The 18,163-nt window shown below is 34.3% G+C and carries 17 protein-coding genes; 7 read left to right on the forward strand and 10 right to left on the reverse strand.

Going from position 1 to position 18,163, the window contains the following annotated elements:
• Both QNJ66_RS16555 and QNJ66_RS16560 read right to left on the reverse strand, forming a co-directional pair.
• The coding region (locus QNJ66_RS16555; RefSeq protein WP_300508890.1) for a helix-turn-helix domain-containing protein at positions 1-151 on the reverse strand (151 nt) is incomplete at its 3' end.
• Between the two features lie 339 nt (positions 152-490).
• Positions 491-1,300 carry an arginyl-tRNA synthetase gene (locus QNJ66_RS16560; RefSeq protein WP_300508845.1) on the reverse strand — a complete coding sequence of 270 codons (810 nt, stop codon included), beginning with the start codon at positions 1,298-1,300 and terminating at the stop codon, positions 491-493.
• Between the two features lie 144 nt (positions 1,301-1,444).
• Between QNJ66_RS16560 and QNJ66_RS16565 the strand changes: the two genes are divergently transcribed.
• Complete coding sequence (locus tag QNJ66_RS16565; RefSeq protein WP_300508847.1) at positions 1,445-2,101, forward strand: HEAT repeat domain-containing protein; 657 nt, start codon at positions 1,445-1,447, stop codon at positions 2,099-2,101.
• Positions 2,102-2,142: 41 nt separating this feature from the next.
• Here the strand turns inward: QNJ66_RS16565 and QNJ66_RS16570 are convergent, their stop codons facing one another.
• From QNJ66_RS16570 to QNJ66_RS16595, 6 genes are all read right to left on the reverse strand, one after another.
• Positions 2,143-4,083 (reverse strand): mechanosensitive ion channel domain-containing protein, encoded by a 1,941-nt coding sequence (locus tag QNJ66_RS16570; protein ID WP_300508849.1) that lies wholly within the window; start codon positions 4,081-4,083, stop codon positions 2,143-2,145.
• A 398-nt stretch (positions 4,084-4,481) separates the two neighbouring features.
• Positions 4,482-6,635: a Tex family protein gene (locus tag QNJ66_RS16575; RefSeq protein WP_300508852.1), complete on the reverse strand. Its 2,154-nt coding sequence runs from the start codon at positions 6,633-6,635 to the stop codon at positions 4,482-4,484.
• Positions 6,636-6,641: 6 nt separating this feature from the next.
• The gene (locus QNJ66_RS16580; RefSeq protein WP_300508853.1) at positions 6,642-7,241 is read right to left on the reverse strand and encodes a Uma2 family endonuclease; all 600 of its coding nucleotides are present in this window, start codon (positions 7,239-7,241) and stop codon (positions 6,642-6,644) included.
• A 130-nt stretch (positions 7,242-7,371) separates the two neighbouring features.
• Positions 7,372-8,778: a trigger factor gene (tig, locus tag QNJ66_RS16585; protein ID WP_300508855.1), complete on the reverse strand. Its 1,407-nt coding sequence runs from the start codon at positions 8,776-8,778 to the stop codon at positions 7,372-7,374.
• A 191-nt stretch (positions 8,779-8,969) separates the two neighbouring features.
• Positions 8,970-9,752, reverse strand: coding sequence for a metallophosphoesterase family protein (locus QNJ66_RS16590; RefSeq protein WP_300508857.1), 783 nt, complete (start codon positions 9,750-9,752; stop codon positions 8,970-8,972).
• A 224-nt stretch (positions 9,753-9,976) separates the two neighbouring features.
• On the reverse strand, positions 9,977-11,056 hold the full coding sequence (locus tag QNJ66_RS16595; protein ID WP_300508892.1) for an esterase-like activity of phytase family protein: 1,080 nt from the start codon (positions 11,054-11,056) through the stop codon (positions 9,977-9,979).
• A 175-nt stretch (positions 11,057-11,231) separates the two neighbouring features.
• Between QNJ66_RS16595 and QNJ66_RS16600 the strand changes: the two genes are divergently transcribed.
• From QNJ66_RS16600 to QNJ66_RS16610, 3 genes are all read left to right on the forward strand, one after another.
• Positions 11,232-12,602: a hypothetical protein gene (locus tag QNJ66_RS16600; protein ID WP_300508859.1), complete on the forward strand. Its 1,371-nt coding sequence runs from the start codon at positions 11,232-11,234 to the stop codon at positions 12,600-12,602.
• A 184-nt stretch (positions 12,603-12,786) separates the two neighbouring features.
• Entirely contained in the window at positions 12,787-13,221 is a 435-nt protein-coding gene (locus tag QNJ66_RS16605; protein ID WP_300508861.1) for a hypothetical protein, read from the forward strand.
• 306 nt (positions 13,222-13,527) lie between these two features.
• On the forward strand, positions 13,528-15,408 hold the full coding sequence (locus tag QNJ66_RS16610; protein WP_300508863.1) for a HEAT repeat domain-containing protein: 1,881 nt from the start codon (positions 13,528-13,530) through the stop codon (positions 15,406-15,408).
• On the opposite strand, the gene QNJ66_RS16615 is transcribed toward QNJ66_RS16610, so the two are convergent.
• The gene (locus QNJ66_RS16615) at positions 15,334-15,669 is read right to left on the reverse strand and encodes a type II toxin-antitoxin system VapC family toxin (RefSeq protein WP_300508865.1); all 336 of its coding nucleotides are present in this window, start codon (positions 15,667-15,669) and stop codon (positions 15,334-15,336) included. The two genes, QNJ66_RS16610 and QNJ66_RS16615, sit on opposite strands and share 75 nt — an antisense overlap.
• Before the next feature lie 5 nt (positions 15,670-15,674).
• Positions 15,675-15,917 (reverse strand): type II toxin-antitoxin system prevent-host-death family antitoxin, encoded by a 243-nt coding sequence (locus QNJ66_RS16620; protein ID WP_300508866.1) that lies wholly within the window; start codon positions 15,915-15,917, stop codon positions 15,675-15,677.
• Between the two features lie 178 nt (positions 15,918-16,095).
• On the opposite strand from QNJ66_RS16620, the gene QNJ66_RS16625 reads away from it, so the two are divergent.
• The 3 genes from QNJ66_RS16625 to hpnH all read left to right on the forward strand — a co-directional run bounded on the left by QNJ66_RS16625 (position 16,096) and on the right by hpnH (position 18,089).
• A complete protein-coding gene (locus QNJ66_RS16625) occupies positions 16,096-16,368 on the forward strand; it encodes a type II toxin-antitoxin system Phd/YefM family antitoxin (protein ID WP_300508868.1) in 273 nt (90 codons plus the stop codon).
• Complete coding sequence (locus QNJ66_RS16630; RefSeq protein ID WP_300508870.1) at positions 16,349-16,618, forward strand: Txe/YoeB family addiction module toxin; 270 nt, start codon at positions 16,349-16,351, stop codon at positions 16,616-16,618. The genes QNJ66_RS16625 and QNJ66_RS16630 overlap by 20 nt, the downstream gene beginning before the upstream one ends.
• 454 nt (positions 16,619-17,072) lie before the next feature.
• Positions 17,073-18,089, forward strand: a complete 1,017-nt coding sequence (hpnH, locus tag QNJ66_RS16635) for an adenosyl-hopene transferase HpnH (RefSeq protein ID WP_300508872.1) — start codon at positions 17,073-17,075, stop codon at positions 18,087-18,089.
• The last annotated feature ends 74 nt before the right edge of the window (positions 18,090-18,163 follow it).

Genomic DNA, 18,163 nt, shown 5'->3' on the forward strand with positions numbered 1-18,163 from the left:
CTATTAGACACTTCCTCGAAGCAATCCAGTCTTTAAGCTCCCGCAAAGCATAGTTATAAGAACGGCGACAAATTTCCAGCCATTCGTTCAATATTGCCTCTTGTTTGCTATCAGGGTAGATTCGGTACGAGTAGTTGAGGGTTAGAGTCATAAGATTATGTTAGCACAAAGATGATAAAGTGGTAACATAAATGCTCTAAGCAAGGTTGTGCTGTCCCACGTTAATATATTGGTCGGGCTGTATCCACACACTAAAACCTTGGGGGTACTCACCTGGGGTTCCATGCTTCCCCCTCGTTTATAGCGTGGGACTTAGCCCGACCTTAAAGTTAAAAGCTTTTATCCCCCAGATCAGAAAGAGAACCGACGACTTTCCGTGTTTCGTCTCGGTTCTCTTGTCTGGTTCGCTCCTCACACTACATATAAATATATAGCAAGGTTTATCTTTTGTCATGTTACTTAAGATTTATTTTGGATTTCTTACATTGTTTTACAGTCTGTTACAAAGTGGTTGTTCTATCTGTGATAACCATAACCCTTGCAGCAAAATATGGGTGATAGCAACTAAACCAAGTCTTGCTTGGGATAATTGTGGTTTATTTCGGCTTATTTCTCCAAAAATGCGACAGTAACGTTCAAAGTTGAGAAAGGAATCACTTAATTTTAGTGCTAATTTGATTTCCTTAACTTTTGAATCATTGCCTAAACGATCTACTGTGGTGATGATTTGAGAAATAAGCGATCGCTCAATTTCGTTTAATTGTAAGTTAACAAAAGGAATGGGACTAGGGGTTAACAATGACCATGTATAAGGGTGAAATTGCGGATTTTTTAGTTTTATCAGTCCTTCTTGTTCTCCTAGTCGTAGTAAAGCACAACAACGAGCATAGGTGTACTGAATAATCCAGGAGTTATCATGGTTGGTTGATTTTAAGGGAGAATTTTTCTGAGCATAGGAAAAGTTTGCCCAAGATTGTAACCAACGTGATAAACTGCGATCGCATAGTGTAAAGTCTAACCAACCTTGATCAAGAAGTTTGACGGTAAAATTTAAGCATAAGTCTGGTTGTGTTGTTAAAGGTTGTTTGAGGGTGTTAAAAATGCTTTCTGCAACAGTGAAGGGAGAATCAGGGTATAATTTAAAAGCGATCGCACAACGATAGGTGATAGATTTAATTGTAGGTAAACGGAACAAGGAAATAGGAGTTTCCTTTGATATAAGAGTAGGAAACTTCAATCTATCTAAATTCTTTAACTCAGTTAAGAGAAACTCTTGTAATTGTTGTTGCACTGAAATCATTTTGATTAGTTCATGTTAACTCATTAAATTAGGTTTTTTCATCCCTTGACTAAAAATACAGAAAGTTTAACGTTATAATTGTAACAATGCTTTACATTAAGTTATACAACTTAACATAATCCCTAATGGTAGAGTTATAAAATCATGCAAATAAATGAGATCAAAACGTTCCTGGATAGTACCGATCCTCAAAATCGGATCAAAGCTATAATAGAGTTAAGAAATTACCCGGCAGATGTGGTTGTCCCCTTACTCAAACAAAGAATAGACGACAAAGAGTTTGTGATTCGTTCCTATGTGGCCATGGGTTTAGGGTATAAAATGACTGATGAGGGTTTTGACATACTGCTCAGTTTGATTGATAATGATGCAGATCCCAATGTTAAAGCGGAAGCGGCTAATTCTTTGTCTAAATATGGAGAAAAATCAATTCCCTATTTAGTGGAACTGTTTAGAAAAGAATCTCATTGGTTACTGAGGCAAAGTATATTTGCAGCTTTAGCTGAAATGGCTTCTCCAGATGACTTTCTCAAGCTTTCCTTATGGGGACTGGAAGGGGATGATCTAACGGTCAAATTAGCTTCAATCTCTTATTTGCAAAACTTAAAGGGAACTTCACTGGAACCAGAGGCCATAAATGTACTGCTTGACCTATGCAGCAGTGACATAGTAGCCATTAGAAAGCAGGTTGCTAGAGTTTTGGGCTATTTTGATACTCCTCAAGCCAAAGCTGCATTGGTGCAATTGCGAGAGGATGAAGACCATCGAGTTGTAGGGGCAACTTTAGAAGCCTTGCTTTAACGTTCCATATTATATCATGTTTGGGGTTTAATCGCAAATCCCTACTTTTCATCATCACAAAAACGATAGAACAAATAACTATCTTTAAAGGGATGTTGCTCTAATACATGATGAATGATTCCTCTTTCCACTAAAATTTGACCTAATTCAATAGCTTCTTCTCTGGTATAGTTATAATGTTTAACGAACCAATTAACAGCTTCTGAACCAATAAAACAAGTTGGATAAATATTGAGACGATAACGACGGTCTTCGATACTAATACCATTATCAGAACGCATTTGTTTGACTAATGCGTTAATTTCGTTGTCTGTTAATCGGTCTTCTAAGGGGTCTAATTCATAGTCATTAAGAGAACTTATTAAATATTGGTCAACTTCTTGATCAGATTTTGATTGAGGAGAATTTGTTACATCGGGGGTTGGTAATATATTGGCAATCAAATGTTTAAAATGAGATGATTTTAGATTAAGGTCCCGTTGAGGAAATGGAATTTCAATCCCATAATCACGCAAGTTTTTTTCTATAGCATAATTGAGTTCACTTTTAATACGAAATTGATGTCTAGGTTCTAATAACCACACTCTTAATTCAAAGTTTAAAGAACTTTCTCCAAACTCTTGAAATAAAACTTTGGGTCGGGGGGTAACTAATATCTCTTTATGTTCTCTTGCTGCTTTTAATAACGCAACTCTAACCAGTTTAATATCTGAACCATAAGCAACTCCAATAGGAAGACGAATAGCTGAAGTTGAATCTCCGTGGGACCAATTAATTACTTCACTTTCCAAAAAACGGGAATTAGGAACAATAATCGAAACACCATCCCAAGTTTTGATCTGGGTACTTCTCGCACCAACACTTTGAACTGTTCCCACTAAATCCCCTAATTTAATAAAATCTCCTACTTGAATTGGTCTTTCTAAAATGATAATTAAACCACTGATAAAATTATTAGCAATATTTTGTAGTCCAAAACCAATTCCTACCCCTAAAACACTAGCAATGATAGCTAATGCACTGAGATCCAATCCCCACAGTTGCAATAAAATAATTAATCCTAAAAATAGTAAGACGTATTGGGTTAATGTTCCTACAACTTCTTGAATATTTCGATTTGCTCCTAAACGACTTAACAAATAGGATTTAATTAAGAAAACTAACCCTTTAACTAAGAACCATAAACTTACAGTCAAAGCTAAAAGCAAGAGTAATTGCAGCGCAGAATAACTTTTTTGTCCGAAACTAAAGATTGGTTCTACTAACAACATTCTTATTTGATAAACTTGACTTCTAGCTTGAGGAAATAAAGAAGAAATATGAAGAATTCCACTAAACCATAAAATTAGTGGACTAAGTAAGAGAAAAATGCGCCAACATGATTTTATTAATGCTTTACTTAAATAAAAATTAGCCGAGTTTCTGTTCCAATCACGAAACCATCTTTTTTCTCCCCAAATACCTAAATAAATTAATACACCATGTATAATAATTGTTAGTAAAATAATTCCTAAACTTAATAAAATAGCTTGACTAACATACCCTGAACTTCGTTCAAATTGACCTCTTTCTAAAGCTTGAGTTAAGTGATTTTTCCAAATAGTAGCTTGTTCAAAACTATTGATTCCTTCGATAACATCTACTTCTGTTACGCTTAATAAATGACGATCTGTGGTTTTATTACGAATAACTGTTTGTTGTAAATCTTGAACAATAACTATTTTTATTGGTTCAGAAGAAATGACTTCTTCTGCTAAAGCTATATTGATAATTTCGGCTCTTTGTTCTGCACTAAAGTTGGGTAAAGAACCAACTTTAAATAATACATTACCATCGACAATAATCGGAGATTTTTGTAGCATTTCCAAGGAAGAATTTTGAGCTACATTTTTAAAAGGAATTCCTATTAAAATTAGAATCAATAAACTTAAAAAAATTAATCGCCAACCACTAAAAGATAAGATTTTTCTTAATTTATTCATAATCAAAATAATACATAATAATTGGAGATATAACAATCAGGTTTCAGTCAATACTGCTCGGTTAATAAAATTATCTGTTGAGACAGGGATGGGGAAGGGAGGGAAGAGAAAACATTATATATTGCTTAATTCTCCCCAAATCTCCCACACCTCCCACACTCCCCATACTCCCTATTTCATCAACTTTTTCAACTTATCCGAGTAGTATTGAGGTTTCAGTGGTCAGAAAATTAGTTAGGATCAGGGTTTAACAGTTTTAAACTCCTACAAGGACTTATTCATAGGGAAATAATACTATTATGTCATGATATATTGTTTCTTCTCACATATCATTACAGATCGCTATATAAGTCAAGTTGCTGAAATTAAACAATAATATTATAAGCGATCGCAATTAATTATACTTCTTTCATTGATAAACTAACCCGTTTTAATTTTTCATCTATTTCTAATACTTTCACTTTGACAACTTCTCCTACTTTGACAACTTCGTTGGTATCGTTAACAAAATAATTAGCAAGTTGAGAGATATGAATTAACCCGTCTTGATGTACTCCAATATCAATGAATGCACCAAATTTTACTACATTGGTAATAACACCTTCTAGGATCATTCCTTCGGTTAAATCACTAATTTCTGTTACCCCTTCTTTGAAGGTTGCATACTTAAATTCTTCTCTAGGATCTCGTCCTGGTTTTTCTAATTCTGCAATAACATCTTCTAAGGTTGGTAAACCAATGGTATCGGTTACAAAGGTGTTTAAATCCAAAGATTTTAAACGAGAACTAATGTTATTTAGCTCAGATAAAGAAACTCCTAATTGTTTGATAATTGTTTCTACCAAGTTATAACTTTCAGGATGAACTGCGGTATTATCTAAGGGATTTTTTCCGCCTCTAATTCTTAAGAAACCTGCTGCTTGTTCATAAGCTTTGGGACCTAGTTTGGCAACTTTTAACAGTTCTTTTCTATTTTTAAATATGCCATTTTTATCCCGATAACTAACAATATTATTAGCAATAGTTGGGGTTATTCCTGACACAAAGGTTAATAGTTGTTTAGATGCAGTATTGAGATCAACACCCACATAATTAACACAACTTTCTACTGTTTCTTCTAGATTCTTTTTTAAGAGTTTTTGCTCTACATCGTGTTGATATTGTCCCACACCAATGGATTTAGGATCAATTTTCACTAATTCTGCTAAGGGATCTTGTAATCTTCTACCAATACTAATGGCACCTCTGACAGTAATATCTAAGTTTGGAAACTCTTCTCTTGCTAGATCACTTGCTGAATAAATAGACGCACCTGACTCATTTACAATAACTTTTATGGGTTTATTTTCTAATGGTTTAATTACTTCGCCAACAAATTGATCTGTTTCCCGAGAAGCGGTACCATTTCCAATGGCTATTAATTCTATTTTATGTTTTTTTATTAAATTTATTAAACTATTTTTGGCTTCTTTTTGTTTAGTTTCTCCACTATGAGGAAAGATAGCTTGATACTCTAAGAATTGTCCTGTTTCTGATAAAATAGCGACTTTACAACCAGTACGAAAACCTGGATCAATAGCTAAAGTTGGTTGCATACCTGCGGGGGGAGATAATAGTAATTCTCTTAAGTTAATTTCAAAGGTTTTGATTGATTCAAGATCAGCCCAATTTTTTCTATCTGCCCTCACTTCTCTGAGTAAAGAAGGTTTAATTAATCTGTTAAATGAGTCTTTAAGCATTGATTTATAAAAAGCTTGTATAGACTTATTTTTTGCTATTATTTCTTTGTTTTCTAAATAAGTAGTAATATAGTTTTCATCAAAATCAATCCTAAGAGAAATTATTTTTTCTGCCTCTCCTCTAAACAAAGCTAAAACATTATGAGGAGCTATTTTAGTTACACTAGCTTGAAAATTACGATACATTTCATATTTGGTACTGCCCTCGGGATAATCTTTTTTGATACTAGAAATAAAAACACTTTCTTTCATCAAATAGTCTCTTAAGTAAGCTCGTAAATTAGCTTTTTCGGCTACTTCTTCAGCTAAAATATCTGATGCACCTTGCAATGCTTGTTCAAGATTTTTAACTCCTTTTTCTTCTGAAATATAATCTTCTGCTATTTCTTCTAAAGATTGGGTTTTTGCATTAGGAACATTGAGAGATTTTATCGATTTTGCTAAACCTTCTAAACCTTTTTCTCTTGCTATAGTCGCTTTAGTACGTCGTTTAGGTTTATAGGGTAAATATAAATCTTCTAGTTCTGTTTTTAATAAACAAAATTCTATCTTTTTTTGTAATTTATCTGTTAATTTATCTTGATTTTTAATCGCTTCTAAAATCGTTTCTTTGCGCTTCTCTAACTCGCTTAAATAATTATAACGTTCCCAAATATCTCTTAATTGAGTTTCGTCTAGTGATCCTGTTTTTTCCTTACGATAACGTGCAATAAAAGGAACCGTTGCACCTTCCATTAATAACTCAAGAGAATGTTTAACTTGTTGCTGTTGTAAAGATAATTCAGTGGCAATAATTTTGTTGTAATCAATCATAATTAATTATTTTACTTTCATTTGTAACCAGCTAAAAATTTTATTCGCTGTTAAATCTAATTCTATTTTATCTAAGATAGGTAAAGTTTCTTGAGGTGTTTCATTATTAGATAGATCAGCTTTATAAATTTTAGGAGTTTGTTGAGGTTGGAAGACCAAAATTGATTTTTCATCGGGATCAATTAACCAACCTAACTGACTACCATGTTCTAAACAGTATAAAATATTATCAATAACTTTGGTTGATTTTTGATTCGGAGAAAGAATTTCTATTGTCCAGTCAGGTGCGAAAAAAATAGCACTATTTTCTGGTTCTCCTGCATTATTTAAGGGTATTTTATCCCAATACACAACTGCAATATCAGGAACCACAGAACGAACGCCAAAAGTACAGCGTAATTCAGGAAAAGCAAGAGCAACTTGACTGGTTTCAGCGACTAACTCTATGGCACTGGCTAATTTTAATTGTAATCGACTATGATGGGTTTGAGGCATAGGTTTTTGTCTTAAATCTCCATTAATATATTCCCACGCAGGAGATTCATCAATATTAGTTTTCTTGAGAAATTCTTCAAGACTTAAGGGTAAAATAGGTGTGGTAGTCATCAATAATTATTCAATCTAATTTAATCTATATTTTAATTTTATCCTAACATTAAGCCTTACTAACAAAATAGAAAAATTTAGACTCCCTGTAGTTAAAACCACAGGGAGTATCAAGAAGAGTTTTCAGTAATTATTCTTGTTCTTCTACCTCTACATCTATTGTTTGTTCCGATGCTGTTTCTTCTGTTTCAGACTCAGCTTTATTTTCTTCTTCTAAGCTTCCTTTAGGAACTAATTCCACCGTAGATTTTTCTTGTAACCAATCGAGAGTTTTTTCGGTAATTAATTCTTCTTCTACTACTGTTCGTAATTTATCAGGATCAACTTCTTGTCCTTCCAATTGCTTCTTAATTTCATTACTTCTTTCTTCTATTTCTGCCTCTTCTAAAGTAATAGACTCTGCTTTGGCAATTTCTTGTAGAATTAGAGCTTTTTTCAATTTTTCTACAGCTTCAGGGCGAGAATTTTCCCGTATTTTCGGTAAGTTTTCTTGAGTGAAGTATTGTGCTAAATCGATTCCCATTTGTTCGAGTTGCATCGCCGTTTGCGTCAGAACTTTAGTCACTTCATCTTGCACTAAAGTATCAGGAAGGTCTGCTGTAGAGATTTCACTTAATTCTGAAAGAATGGCATTATGAACACTCTGTTTAGTTTCGTTTTCTGCTGACTCTTTAAATTGCTTTTCTAAGGACTCTCTTAATTCAGCAATGGTTTCGTACTCGTCACTCACTTCATCAGCAAAATCATCGTCTAATTCCGGTAATTCTTTGGCTTTTAATTCTTTGACAGTAATGGTAAATGTGACTGGTTTTCCTGCTAAATCTTCTCTCGGATAATCATCAGGAAAAGTTAGGGGTAATTCCTTGGTTTCTTCGGGTTTCATACCCACAATACCTTCTACCATCCCTTCAATAAACTTTCCTGGTGCGAGATCAACCTCCAAGTCTGTACCTTCTACTCCTTCGATCGCTTCTCCCTCTTCGGAACCTTCAGAGGTAGATACACCTTTATAATCTACAATAGCAACATCTCCCATCTCGGCACCACGATCTTCGACGGGAACGAGGGTGGCTAATTGTTCTTGTCTTTCTTTCAACCAGTCTTCTAACTGTTGAGGATCATAGACGGTTTCTTCTGCTTTGACAGAAAGGCTTTGATAATCTCCCAATTCTATGGTGGGAGGGACATCTACGGCAACAGAGAATGTTAACGCTTCCCCTGGTTTAAATTTGTCCACCAGTTCCTCTAAACCAGTGCGTAAGACAGGTTGACCGATGGATTCAATTGATTCTTGTTTTAAGGCTTTTTCTACGTTTGTTTGGACTAACTTTTCTAAAGTAACCCCTTTAATATAGCGGTTTCCTAACCGTTGCAGCAGAATGGGACGAGGAACTTTTCCTTTACGAAACCCAGGAATATTGGCGGTACGGGCTAAGGTTTTAACCTCGGTTTCATAGGCTTTTTTGCCAGTTTCGGCGGGAATTTCAATTTCTAGGCCAATTTGACTATCGGGTAGTTTTTCCTGGGTGACTTTCATATAAATTACAGTTTCGGACAATTTATTATTATGCCATATTAGGTTGTGGCGAAGCATCCCAACTTGTTTTATTTTCTGTTGAAGAATCCGACAAAAACAACTCAAGTTAAGATAGCTTTTTCATTCTAACCTTAGTGTCTATGGATCAATCACCGATTTTTTCACTATTAGGGAAATTTTAAGATTTATATTCAGGATACTCTTAGTCTAGATCGCTTTGCTCTGACCACACAAGGGTCAATTTTAACTACTGCTTCAATTAGGGGTAAAATGCGCTTGGTATGATGTTTACGATGGACTTGATAAACTGTTTCTGTGTTCAAATCTAATGCGGTTAACCAACCACTTTGGTTATGGTAAGCACCGGTATCAATATCTAACCATCCTTCTCCGGCAACTAATTTACCTGCTAACACCCCAGGAAAGGTAAAGGTAATAGTATGACCGATAATCACCAGTTTATCCTCAAAATAGGGTTTCTCCATGGCATGAAAATCGTCCCTTACCCAACAAAACTGTTGTGCGGTTTGCTCTTCCAAAGGCATATTGGGATCGATCCCTCCATGCACTAACCAGACATCCCCTAAATCTAAATAGGTGGGCAAAGCTTTCATCCAGTCTATATGCTCTTGAGGGATATGATGGTCGTAGCTGACTAGGGTGGAGTAACCCCCTCCATAAAGCCATCCTTGCAGTTGATGAGTATTAACATCCCCTTTCCCAATGGTTTCCAGTAGCATATGTTCGTGGTTTCCTAGAATACAGTGGTACTTATTTTTGATCACGAATTCTACCACTTGAGAACTCTGGGGACCGCGATCGATTAAGTCCCCCAAAAAATAAACTTGATCTTTTGAGTTGGGGGCAACCGCTTCTAAAAGAAGATTCAGAGCATCATAATGACCATGAACGTCACCAATAACAATACGACGGTGTGAAGTAGCGGGTTGAGAGAAGGAGGTGGATGATAACATCTTAAGTTTTGTGCCGTTTTACGATGTCTGAGATTAGTATTCCCACATATTTCTCTAATATCTCACTTTCGTTACGGGAAGGTGATATATTAGACATAGATAGGGCTGATATTTTTTATTGATTGTTAGTTCCAATGAAAGTTCCCAAACTAAAAAATGGGTAATTTTTTTAGTTGTTCTTTTAGTATGTACAAGATGGAGGAATCCTGGGTAAATTTCATTTCTTAACTTAGTTTAAATAATAACAGTTGAGTGGTTTGCTCGGCATTAAAGTTATCATCACTGATTAAAAATAGGGTTTTACTTCCATCTGCTAATCTTGGTCCGAGGGTCATTCCTTCTAAGTTATCTAACTCAATGTCCAAGGTTTCTAAGTCTAATAATAGCTTTTTTCTGAGGGGGTTAGTGTTATTTGTTCCCTCTTGAAAACTGAGAGTAGTTGATGTATCAGAGGCACCACTATTAACTACTTGAAATAATTTTGCCCCAAAACCAAACACTCCAAAGGTTCGCTCTAAACTTAACCAAGAACCTTCCTTGGGCAAAGCGAGTAATTCTGTTAACCCATTAGAAACCGCACCTTTGGGGGTTTCATCTAATAAGTATAAATGTTCGGCAACTATGACCGGAGAACCCACGGGACTAATCACATAGTGCAGGAGACGCACAGGAATGTTGAGGGGAGGGGTTGTGGAGGTGTCCTGTTTCAATGAACTTTCGGTTGCTGTGAAAAGGCGAAAGGGGTCATCTTTGAGGGTACTGGTGGAACTGATGGTTAAGGGTTCAAAGCCTAAATTTTCTTCTACTCCTCTGGGTTCACTGTCGGTATCTGTGGCTATGAGATATCTTTTTGGGAGAGGTATCTGCTCTTGAAGTTGTCCTGTAGTCGAGTTAAATTCGCCGATAAAGGGGTTAATTTCGTCTTTAGGTATTCCCTCACTAGAAATAAATACAGTGCCTCTAGGAGACAAGGAAATGCCTTCTGGATCGATGGTTTGGGATGAGTAATTTTGTCCTATTTCGTTTTGGAGAGTGGTGACATTTTCCACCGTTACTCCTTGTATTTTGGCAATTTGCTCGTTATTGCTGGAAATATCTATTTTCAGGGTATAAAATCGAGCAGGAGATAGTTGGGAGCGATCGTCAGATAAGGCATAGAAGCGATCTTTTTGTTTATGGTAAGTAATGGCTGATAATCCACCTATGGGAGTTTCCTGGAAAGTTTGGGTTGGTATTTCGTATTTATCTAGAAATTCTAGGCTAATGGGGGGAAATAGTCTTTCTTCTGCTTGAATTTGGGGCATTGTACTGCAAGCAGATAAACCGATGATGACGGTTAAAGCTAGGATCAGATTAACAATTTTCCTCACGTTAATATCCGGGTAACATATTTCTCCTTCAAATGTTACCTTAGATGAGTGTTCGGTGAACAGTTATGGGTTAAGTTGACTCTTAATTTAAATTTTGGTGAGGAAAATTATGTTTTATTTTCGTAATTCTATTAATAAGTTTTCTGTTTTAGTTATTCTAACTGTTATTGTTTATGCTGGTGATTTTGTACGGTTTAATCATAGTGCTTTATCCCTACCGGAACTAGAATTAAACCCTTTGGAATTACCTTTAGATGATCCTTTACTTCCTCCTGTTCCTCGTCCTTTGACTCCATTGGAACAAAAAAGATTGAGAAGAGAACTAGATAAATTAAACCAAAAAGCACAAGAAGAATCAAATGCTGGTAATGATAATCTTGCTTTTGAAATTTGGTATCGAGAATTAAGATTAAGAAGAGTTTTAGGAAGAATAGAAGAAGTTAATGCTTTAGGAAGAGTTGGGGAAGTTGCTTGGAATAAAACTAGGACTGAAGATGTACAAATTATTAGTCAGAGAATAGTTGAATTACAAGAATTATCGGAACAAGAAGATCCTCTAAGTCCAAAATTTTTGATTGCTTTAGCTAATGCTTACGCTAAGTTACATAGTTTGGATAATTCGATTATTGTTTATCTAAAAGTTTTAGACTATGCTAGGGAAAATGATACTCCTTTTACGGAAAAAGAAGCATTACAAGGATTAGGAAGACTCTATTTAGCTAAGTTTGATTATCCCAGGGCGGCCGTTATTTATGAGGAGTTATTAAACATAGCAGAACTAGAACAAAATACTTACGAAGAAGGTTTATATTTACAAGCATTAGCGGAAATTTATACTGCTTCTTTACAACCCAATAATTCAGTGAATATTAAACAAAGATTAGTAGATAGTTATCTTGCTAGTCAAAACATTGAGCTTGTCCCTCCTTTAAAAATCGAAATTGGTCAAGATTATCAAGCATTAGATCAACCAGAATTAGCTAGTCAAAATTATCAAGAAGCTTATGCTTTAGCTTGGTCTTTACAACAGTTTGGTTCGGCAGCCAACGCATTAACAAAATTGGCTAGTTTATACACCGAATACGAACAAGAGGAGTATGCTTTAGAGATTTATCAACGCTTAATTCAAGTGGAACAATTATCTTATAATTATTACGGTTTGATGAAAGCTTATGACAAAATTGGGGAGATTTATCTAGAAAACGAGCAATATGAACCTGCTTTATTTGCTTTCCAAGAAGGGTTAATTTTAGCTCGTTCTCTTAATCATAATCAAGGACATTTTCTAGCACAAATTCAAAAAGTTAATCAAGGAATGAATCCAGTAATTGAAGAAGAGGAAATTCCTAGTGTTCAGGAAAAATTGCCAACTTCACCAACTGATATTGATCCTATTCAAGATGAAATAGAAATTAGAGAAAACCCTGTTGATGATTTTGAAAATCAATTTGAACGGGATAATATTTTGATAGAAAACTAATTATTTAAAATATAACACAAGCATCCTGCTTGTTGTTATAAGTTATTATCAATTATCTTATATTGATATTAAGATGATTAATATTTTTTGAATGTTTAGCGATCGCCTAAAAATTTCTGCTATATTTTTCGTCATCATTAAGATTATGCTATACTTATCCTAAATATTCGATATTGGGATGAATATGGAATTATTCACTAGCGGTATAACAGCTTTCTTGACACTTTTGAAAACTCAAACCTTGGATAAAGCGGGTAAAAAAATAGTTGCAAAAACCAGTGATAAGTTGGTTGATATTGGTTTAAATCAAGCTAATAACGTCTTAAAGTTAATACAGAGTAAGTTTCCTGATAAGGTAGCTAAGTTAGAAGATAGTAGTAACTCACAAGAGGTTATGGAAGCAGAGGTTATTAAGGAAATAGCTAATAGTGATGATGAAATAAAAAAAGAACTCGAAAAATTAGGTAAAATGATACAAGAAAATCCAGAAGCAAGACAAATAATAAATAATATCAAGCAAACAGGTCACGGTAGTGTTACTTCTACTGGGCCTAATGCTAATATTCAGCAAACTTTTGATATGTCGACAAAAAACTATTATGGCACTACACCTGACTGAAAGCAAGAACCTAATCTAACTCCACAAGAATTACAAAATTTCTATCGTCAATTTTTACAACAAATACAAGAAAAATATCAAGATTTAAAACTGTTTCATACTCAGAAACCAGTTAAATTACTAGATCAATATATTCCTATTCAAGTTACATTAGAAAGACGGTTTACCCATGAAATTGAAACTATTAGGAATTATGGTATCTTTGATTTAGATTCAAAAGATGCTTATGCTACTAAGGGAATAATAGAAGAAACTAAAACAGTTAAAGTTCACTGGGAAGAAGCAAAAAAAGAGCATAAAAAAATCATGGTACTTGCTGATCCAGGTATGGGAAAATCCACCTTATTAAAAAATGAAACTGTTATCAAAGTTCAAGAAGAATTAGAAAATATAGAAAATAAGTCAATTGATTATCTAGTTTTTCCCTTATTCATTCGTTTATCAGAATTAGCAATAGAAGAAGGCGAAATTATTGATATTATTCCCAACATTCTTAGAAAAGACTATCCAGAAATTATTAATCAAATTGAATACTATTTAAAAGAAAAGCTAAAACAAGGAAAATGTTTATTGTTATTGGATGCGTTGGATGAAGTACCGAAAAATGAGAGAATATCCTTAACTAAAAAAATAAATAGATTTGTCAAAAACTATCCTTGTCAGCTTATTTGTACGTCTCGTATTGTGGGATATGCAGGAAACTTTATTGATGGAGGTAAAGAGGTTGAAATTGTTCCTTTTGATGATGAAAAAACAGCAGAATATATCAAAACTTGGTTTAATCATGCAGCAGGAAAAATAGAAGATGAGACAGTTTCCGCAGATGGGTTAATTAATGAGTTAAAAAATAAACCCCAAATACAAGGTTTAGCACAAAATCCCTTATTATTATCCTTATTATGTAGTTTATATCAAAGCAAAGGTTTAATTTTACCTGCACGACGGACACAAGTTTATCAAAAAGCAGTTAACTATATTTTAAGTCAATGGTCAAAGGATAATCAAAGAAAGTTATCAGACGAAGGTTGGGTTATTGCTAAACTGAGTTTATTAGAATATTTAGCTTATGAGTTTAGTTGTCAAAATCAAGAAGTTTTTTCTGGGAAGGAATTATCTAGTAAAATTGATCAATATTTAAACAACACAGATAAGAGAGAGTTTAAACCAAAAACAGCAACAGATTTAATTAAAGAATTAACAGAAGAAGATGGAATAATTCAAAACCTATCAGCAGAAGGTAATCAATATTTATTTTTACATCGTACTTTTCAAGAGTATTTCACTGCTTCTTATTTACAAGAAAAAATAGAAAAAAATGAAAAACAAGGATTAAAATTGATTCAAGCTCATTTTTGGGAATATGATTGGCACGAAACCATTATATTAGTGGCAGGTTTGTTAAAAAATCCCATCCCTTTATTAAAGAAACTGCGCCAAGACAAAGATGATATATTCAAGACAATGTTATTATTATCTGGTTCTTGTTTAGCGGAATGTTTTAATAAAGTAAACAATGAAACTCAAAATGACGCTTTAGTACAGGGTATAATTGATGATACTTCTAAGTTTTGGCTAAAGTATCCAGATGTAGAGTTTATTACATCGGTGCTTATTTCATTGGGAAAAATAGGTAGTGAAACAGCAGTTAACTCATTAATTGAAGCTTTGAGTGACTCTGATAGTGACGTTAAAAAGAATGCAGCAGAAGCATTAGGAAAAATAGGCAGTGAAGCAGTAGTTAATGCACTAATTGAAGCTTTGAGTGACTCTGATAGTGACGTTAGAAGCAATGCAGCAGAAGCATTAGGAAAAATAGGCAGTGAAACAGCAGTTAATGCACTAATTGAAGCTTTGAGTGACTCTGATAGTGACGCTAGAAGCAATGCAGCAAAAGCATTAGGAAAAATAGGCAGTGAAACAGCAGTTAAGCCCTTAATTGAAGCTTTGAGTGACTCTGATAGTGACGTTAAAGAGAATGCAGTAAAAGCATTAGAAAACATCGGCAGTCCAGAAATATTGCCGCAATTAATCAAAAACTGGAATATTGATATATACGAAGAATATATTTTTATCCTTGCCAGAAAACTTGCCATTCGTTACAGTCGCCGTAACTTATCTTATATCCCTGTTTATCCTCACCGCGTTTTTTCTATCAAAAGGCTGATCAAAAGGATCTTTATGATGTAAAGGAAGATTAGCAGCTTTTATTGCATGATTTGGTGTAATTAATAAAGCTTCTAACCCATCAGCTTGCATTTGTTGAGGAATAAAAATCTCTAATGGTTGTGATATATTTAACTTACCTATTTTAACTTTTATGCCAATTTCCCAAATACTTGCAACAGATAGATAAAGTTGATTATTCTTATTTCTAATAGTTGCTTGTGCTGTATCACTTAATTTTTCTGGTTCAAACAACCACCATAACCAACAGTGAGTATCTAACAAAAATCTCAATCTTCTACTCCTTCAAACAAAGATATTAATTCTTCATCTGTTTGATAAAAATTATCGGGAACAGTACATTGACCTCGTAAACGTCCAGGAATGCGATCGCTTTGTTGAGAGTTAGGATAAGCAGTTAGTAAAGCTACAGGTTTTCCTTCATTAACAATAATAATCTCTTCACCTTTTTCTACTCTCGTTAATAACTGTAAAAGTTGCTTTCTTGCTTCATCTACATCGATTGCATTCATTTTAAATCACAGTATAGGACGCACCATTTTCCACTATGTATAGAATACTATGTCAAGTCAATATAAAGCAAGCATTTGTTACATAAATTTGCTAGTTATTGAACACCTAATCACCGATAGCTGATCACTAATAAAAAGGGTATAATAAAAAGAAATAATCCCCATGAGAGATTAACAAATGAATTCTGTAAATGTTAATCAATTTCAAGCCAATATAAAACAGTTTATCGAACAAGTAATTAGCAAACATCTCCCCCTTAAAGTCAAGGGAAATAATGGACAAGATTTTATTGTTATTAGTGCTGAAGACTGGGAACAACAACAAGAAACCCTTTATGTCCTACAAAATAGTAGTTTAATGCAACAAATTGCTGATTCAGCCATAACTCATAACAAGAGAAAAGGTTACTCACCAACGGATGAAGAATTAGATGAGATCATTAGTATTTGAAGGAAAAACATGGTTAGCTTATGAGGAATTAAGACAAAAAGACAAAAAACTACATACAAATCTTTGTAAATTACTTAAAGAGATGTTAAGAGGAGAGCCTACTGTTGGCACAGGAAAACCTGAACCCTTAAAACATAATCTTAGTGGTTTTTGGTCAAGAAGATTATCTCAAAAAGATAGATTAATTTATAAGTTTGATGATAACTATATCTATATTTTCGCTATTGGTGGTCACTACGACCAAGTTTAAATAAGCGATTGATATTTTTTTGTTTTAAATAGTGCAAAAATCAGTTCATTAGCGATCGCTTATTAATATAGTAAAAATTATTTCAATAGATCAGGCCAGCCTTATTACATAGCCCACACCTTCCCCATAATATCCTGACTGTTACCCATAATAACATAAAAAAGTAGCATGGTCTAGACTCCTGATTATCTCGTTGCTTAATGAATATAATTTGCAATTATTTCTTAAGATTTAAGATAGTTTTATCGTTTTTTTGTATAATTAGTTACTTTTTTTAGGAATTGTGGCTCAAAAACAGATTATCAAGAATACAAATATAATACATTTTAGAGAATTAGTAAATATTATGAATGTATCAAAAAGATTTTCAACTAGAGAAATTTTCTTAAATTCCACAGATAACCCAATAGAAAGACTATAATAACAAAAAATTACATGGTGTGAAGAGAAATCTATGGCCGTTCAATTAAAACAAGCTCTCAGCGTAGGGACTTATATCATAAGTCAACGTTTCAAGGGTCGTAAACGCTTCCCTCTAGTATTGATGCTAGAACCCTTATTCCGTTGCAATTTAGCCTGTTCTGGATGCGGAAAAATTCAACATCCTACAGATATTTTAGCCCGTAATCTAACCCCCGAAGAATGCTTTAACGCAGTAGAAGAATGTGGTGCGCCGGTGGTATCTATTCCTGGTGGTGAACCCTTACTGCATCCTCAAATTGATGAGATTGTTAAAGGGTTAGTAGAAAGGAAAAAATTTGTCTATCTTTGTACCAACGCCATTCTCTTAGAAAAGAGTTTACATAAGTTTGAACCCTCCCCTTATTTTTGCTTCAGTGTGCATTTAGATGGATTGAAAGAACATCATGATAAATGTGTTGATCGCAAAGGAGTTTTTGATAAAGCGATCGCAGGAATAAAAGCAGCCAAAGCCAAAGGTTTTCGGGTAACTACAAACACCACCGTTTTTGAAGGAACCGACCCCAAAGAAATGCAGGAATTTTTTGATTTCTTAGACACTTTGGGAACCGATGGAATGATGATTTCTCCTGGCTATAGTTATGAGTGGGCCCCGGATCAAGATAACTTCTTAAAACGGGAAGAAACTAAAAAGTTATTCCGAGAAATTTTAATGCCTTGGAAGTTAGGTAAAAAGAAATGGAACTTCAACCATAATCCCCTCTTTTTAGATTTTCTCTTAGGAGAAAAAGACTATGAATGTACCCCTTGGGGAAGTCCTAGTTATAGCGTTTTAGGATGGCAAAAACCCTGTTATCTTCTCAATGAAGGACATTATCAAACCTTCAACGAATTAATGGAAGAAACCCAATGGGAAAACTATGGTCGTGCTAGTGGAAACCCTAAATGTGCCGACTGTATGGTACATTGTGGTTATGAACCTACAGCAGCCGTTGATGCCATGAACCCTGCGAATATGGGACGCGCTTTAGGCAGTGTCATCAGTGCTTAATTTTCTCTAATTTTTGAGGGAATAGAGACTAAAATTTAGAAGTAAAAAGGTAGAAGTAAAAAGCAAAAAACTCT

The sequence above is a fragment of the Crocosphaera sp. genome (assembly GCF_030064895.1).
Taxonomy (GTDB): Bacteria; Cyanobacteriota; Cyanobacteriia; order Cyanobacteriales; family Microcystaceae; genus Crocosphaera.

What these genes read in the sequence shown, in the direction of transcription:
- QNJ66_RS16560 (WP_300508845.1), bottom strand. Translation starts at nt 1,300, where the DNA reads ATGATTTCAGTGCAACAACAATTACAAGAGTTTCTCTTAACTGAGTTA.
- QNJ66_RS16610 (WP_300508863.1), top strand. Translation starts at nt 13,528, where the DNA reads ATGGTACTTGCTGATCCAGGTATGGGAAAATCCACCTTATTAAAAAAT.
- QNJ66_RS16600 (WP_300508859.1), top strand. Translation starts at nt 11,232, where the DNA reads ATGTTTTATTTTCGTAATTCTATTAATAAGTTTTCTGTTTTAGTTATT.
- QNJ66_RS16605 (WP_300508861.1), top strand. Translation starts at nt 12,787, where the DNA reads ATGGAATTATTCACTAGCGGTATAACAGCTTTCTTGACACTTTTGAAA.
- QNJ66_RS16595 (WP_300508892.1), bottom strand. Translation starts at nt 11,056, where the DNA reads ATGCCCCAAATTCAAGCAGAAGAAAGACTATTTCCCCCCATTAGCCTA.
- QNJ66_RS16625 (WP_300508868.1), top strand. Translation starts at nt 16,096, where the DNA reads ATGAATTCTGTAAATGTTAATCAATTTCAAGCCAATATAAAACAGTTT.
- tig (WP_300508855.1), bottom strand. Translation starts at nt 8,778, where the DNA reads ATGAAAGTCACCCAGGAAAAACTACCCGATAGTCAAATTGGCCTAGAA.
- QNJ66_RS16575 (WP_300508852.1), bottom strand. Translation starts at nt 6,635, where the DNA reads ATGATTGATTACAACAAAATTATTGCCACTGAATTATCTTTACAACAG.
- QNJ66_RS16630 (WP_300508870.1), top strand. Translation starts at nt 16,349, where the DNA reads ATGAGATCATTAGTATTTGAAGGAAAAACATGGTTAGCTTATGAGGAA.
- QNJ66_RS16570 (WP_300508849.1), bottom strand. Translation starts at nt 4,083, where the DNA reads ATGAATAAATTAAGAAAAATCTTATCTTTTAGTGGTTGGCGATTAATT.
- QNJ66_RS16565 (WP_300508847.1), top strand. Translation starts at nt 1,445, where the DNA reads ATGCAAATAAATGAGATCAAAACGTTCCTGGATAGTACCGATCCTCAA.
- QNJ66_RS16590 (WP_300508857.1), bottom strand. Translation starts at nt 9,752, where the DNA reads ATGTTATCATCCACCTCCTTCTCTCAACCCGCTACTTCACACCGTCGT.
- hpnH (WP_300508872.1), top strand. Translation starts at nt 17,073, where the DNA reads ATGGCCGTTCAATTAAAACAAGCTCTCAGCGTAGGGACTTATATCATA.
- QNJ66_RS16580 (WP_300508853.1), bottom strand. Translation starts at nt 7,241, where the DNA reads ATGACTACCACACCTATTTTACCCTTAAGTCTTGAAGAATTTCTCAAG.
- QNJ66_RS16620 (WP_300508866.1), bottom strand. Translation starts at nt 15,917, where the DNA reads ATGAATGCAATCGATGTAGATGAAGCAAGAAAGCAACTTTTACAGTTA.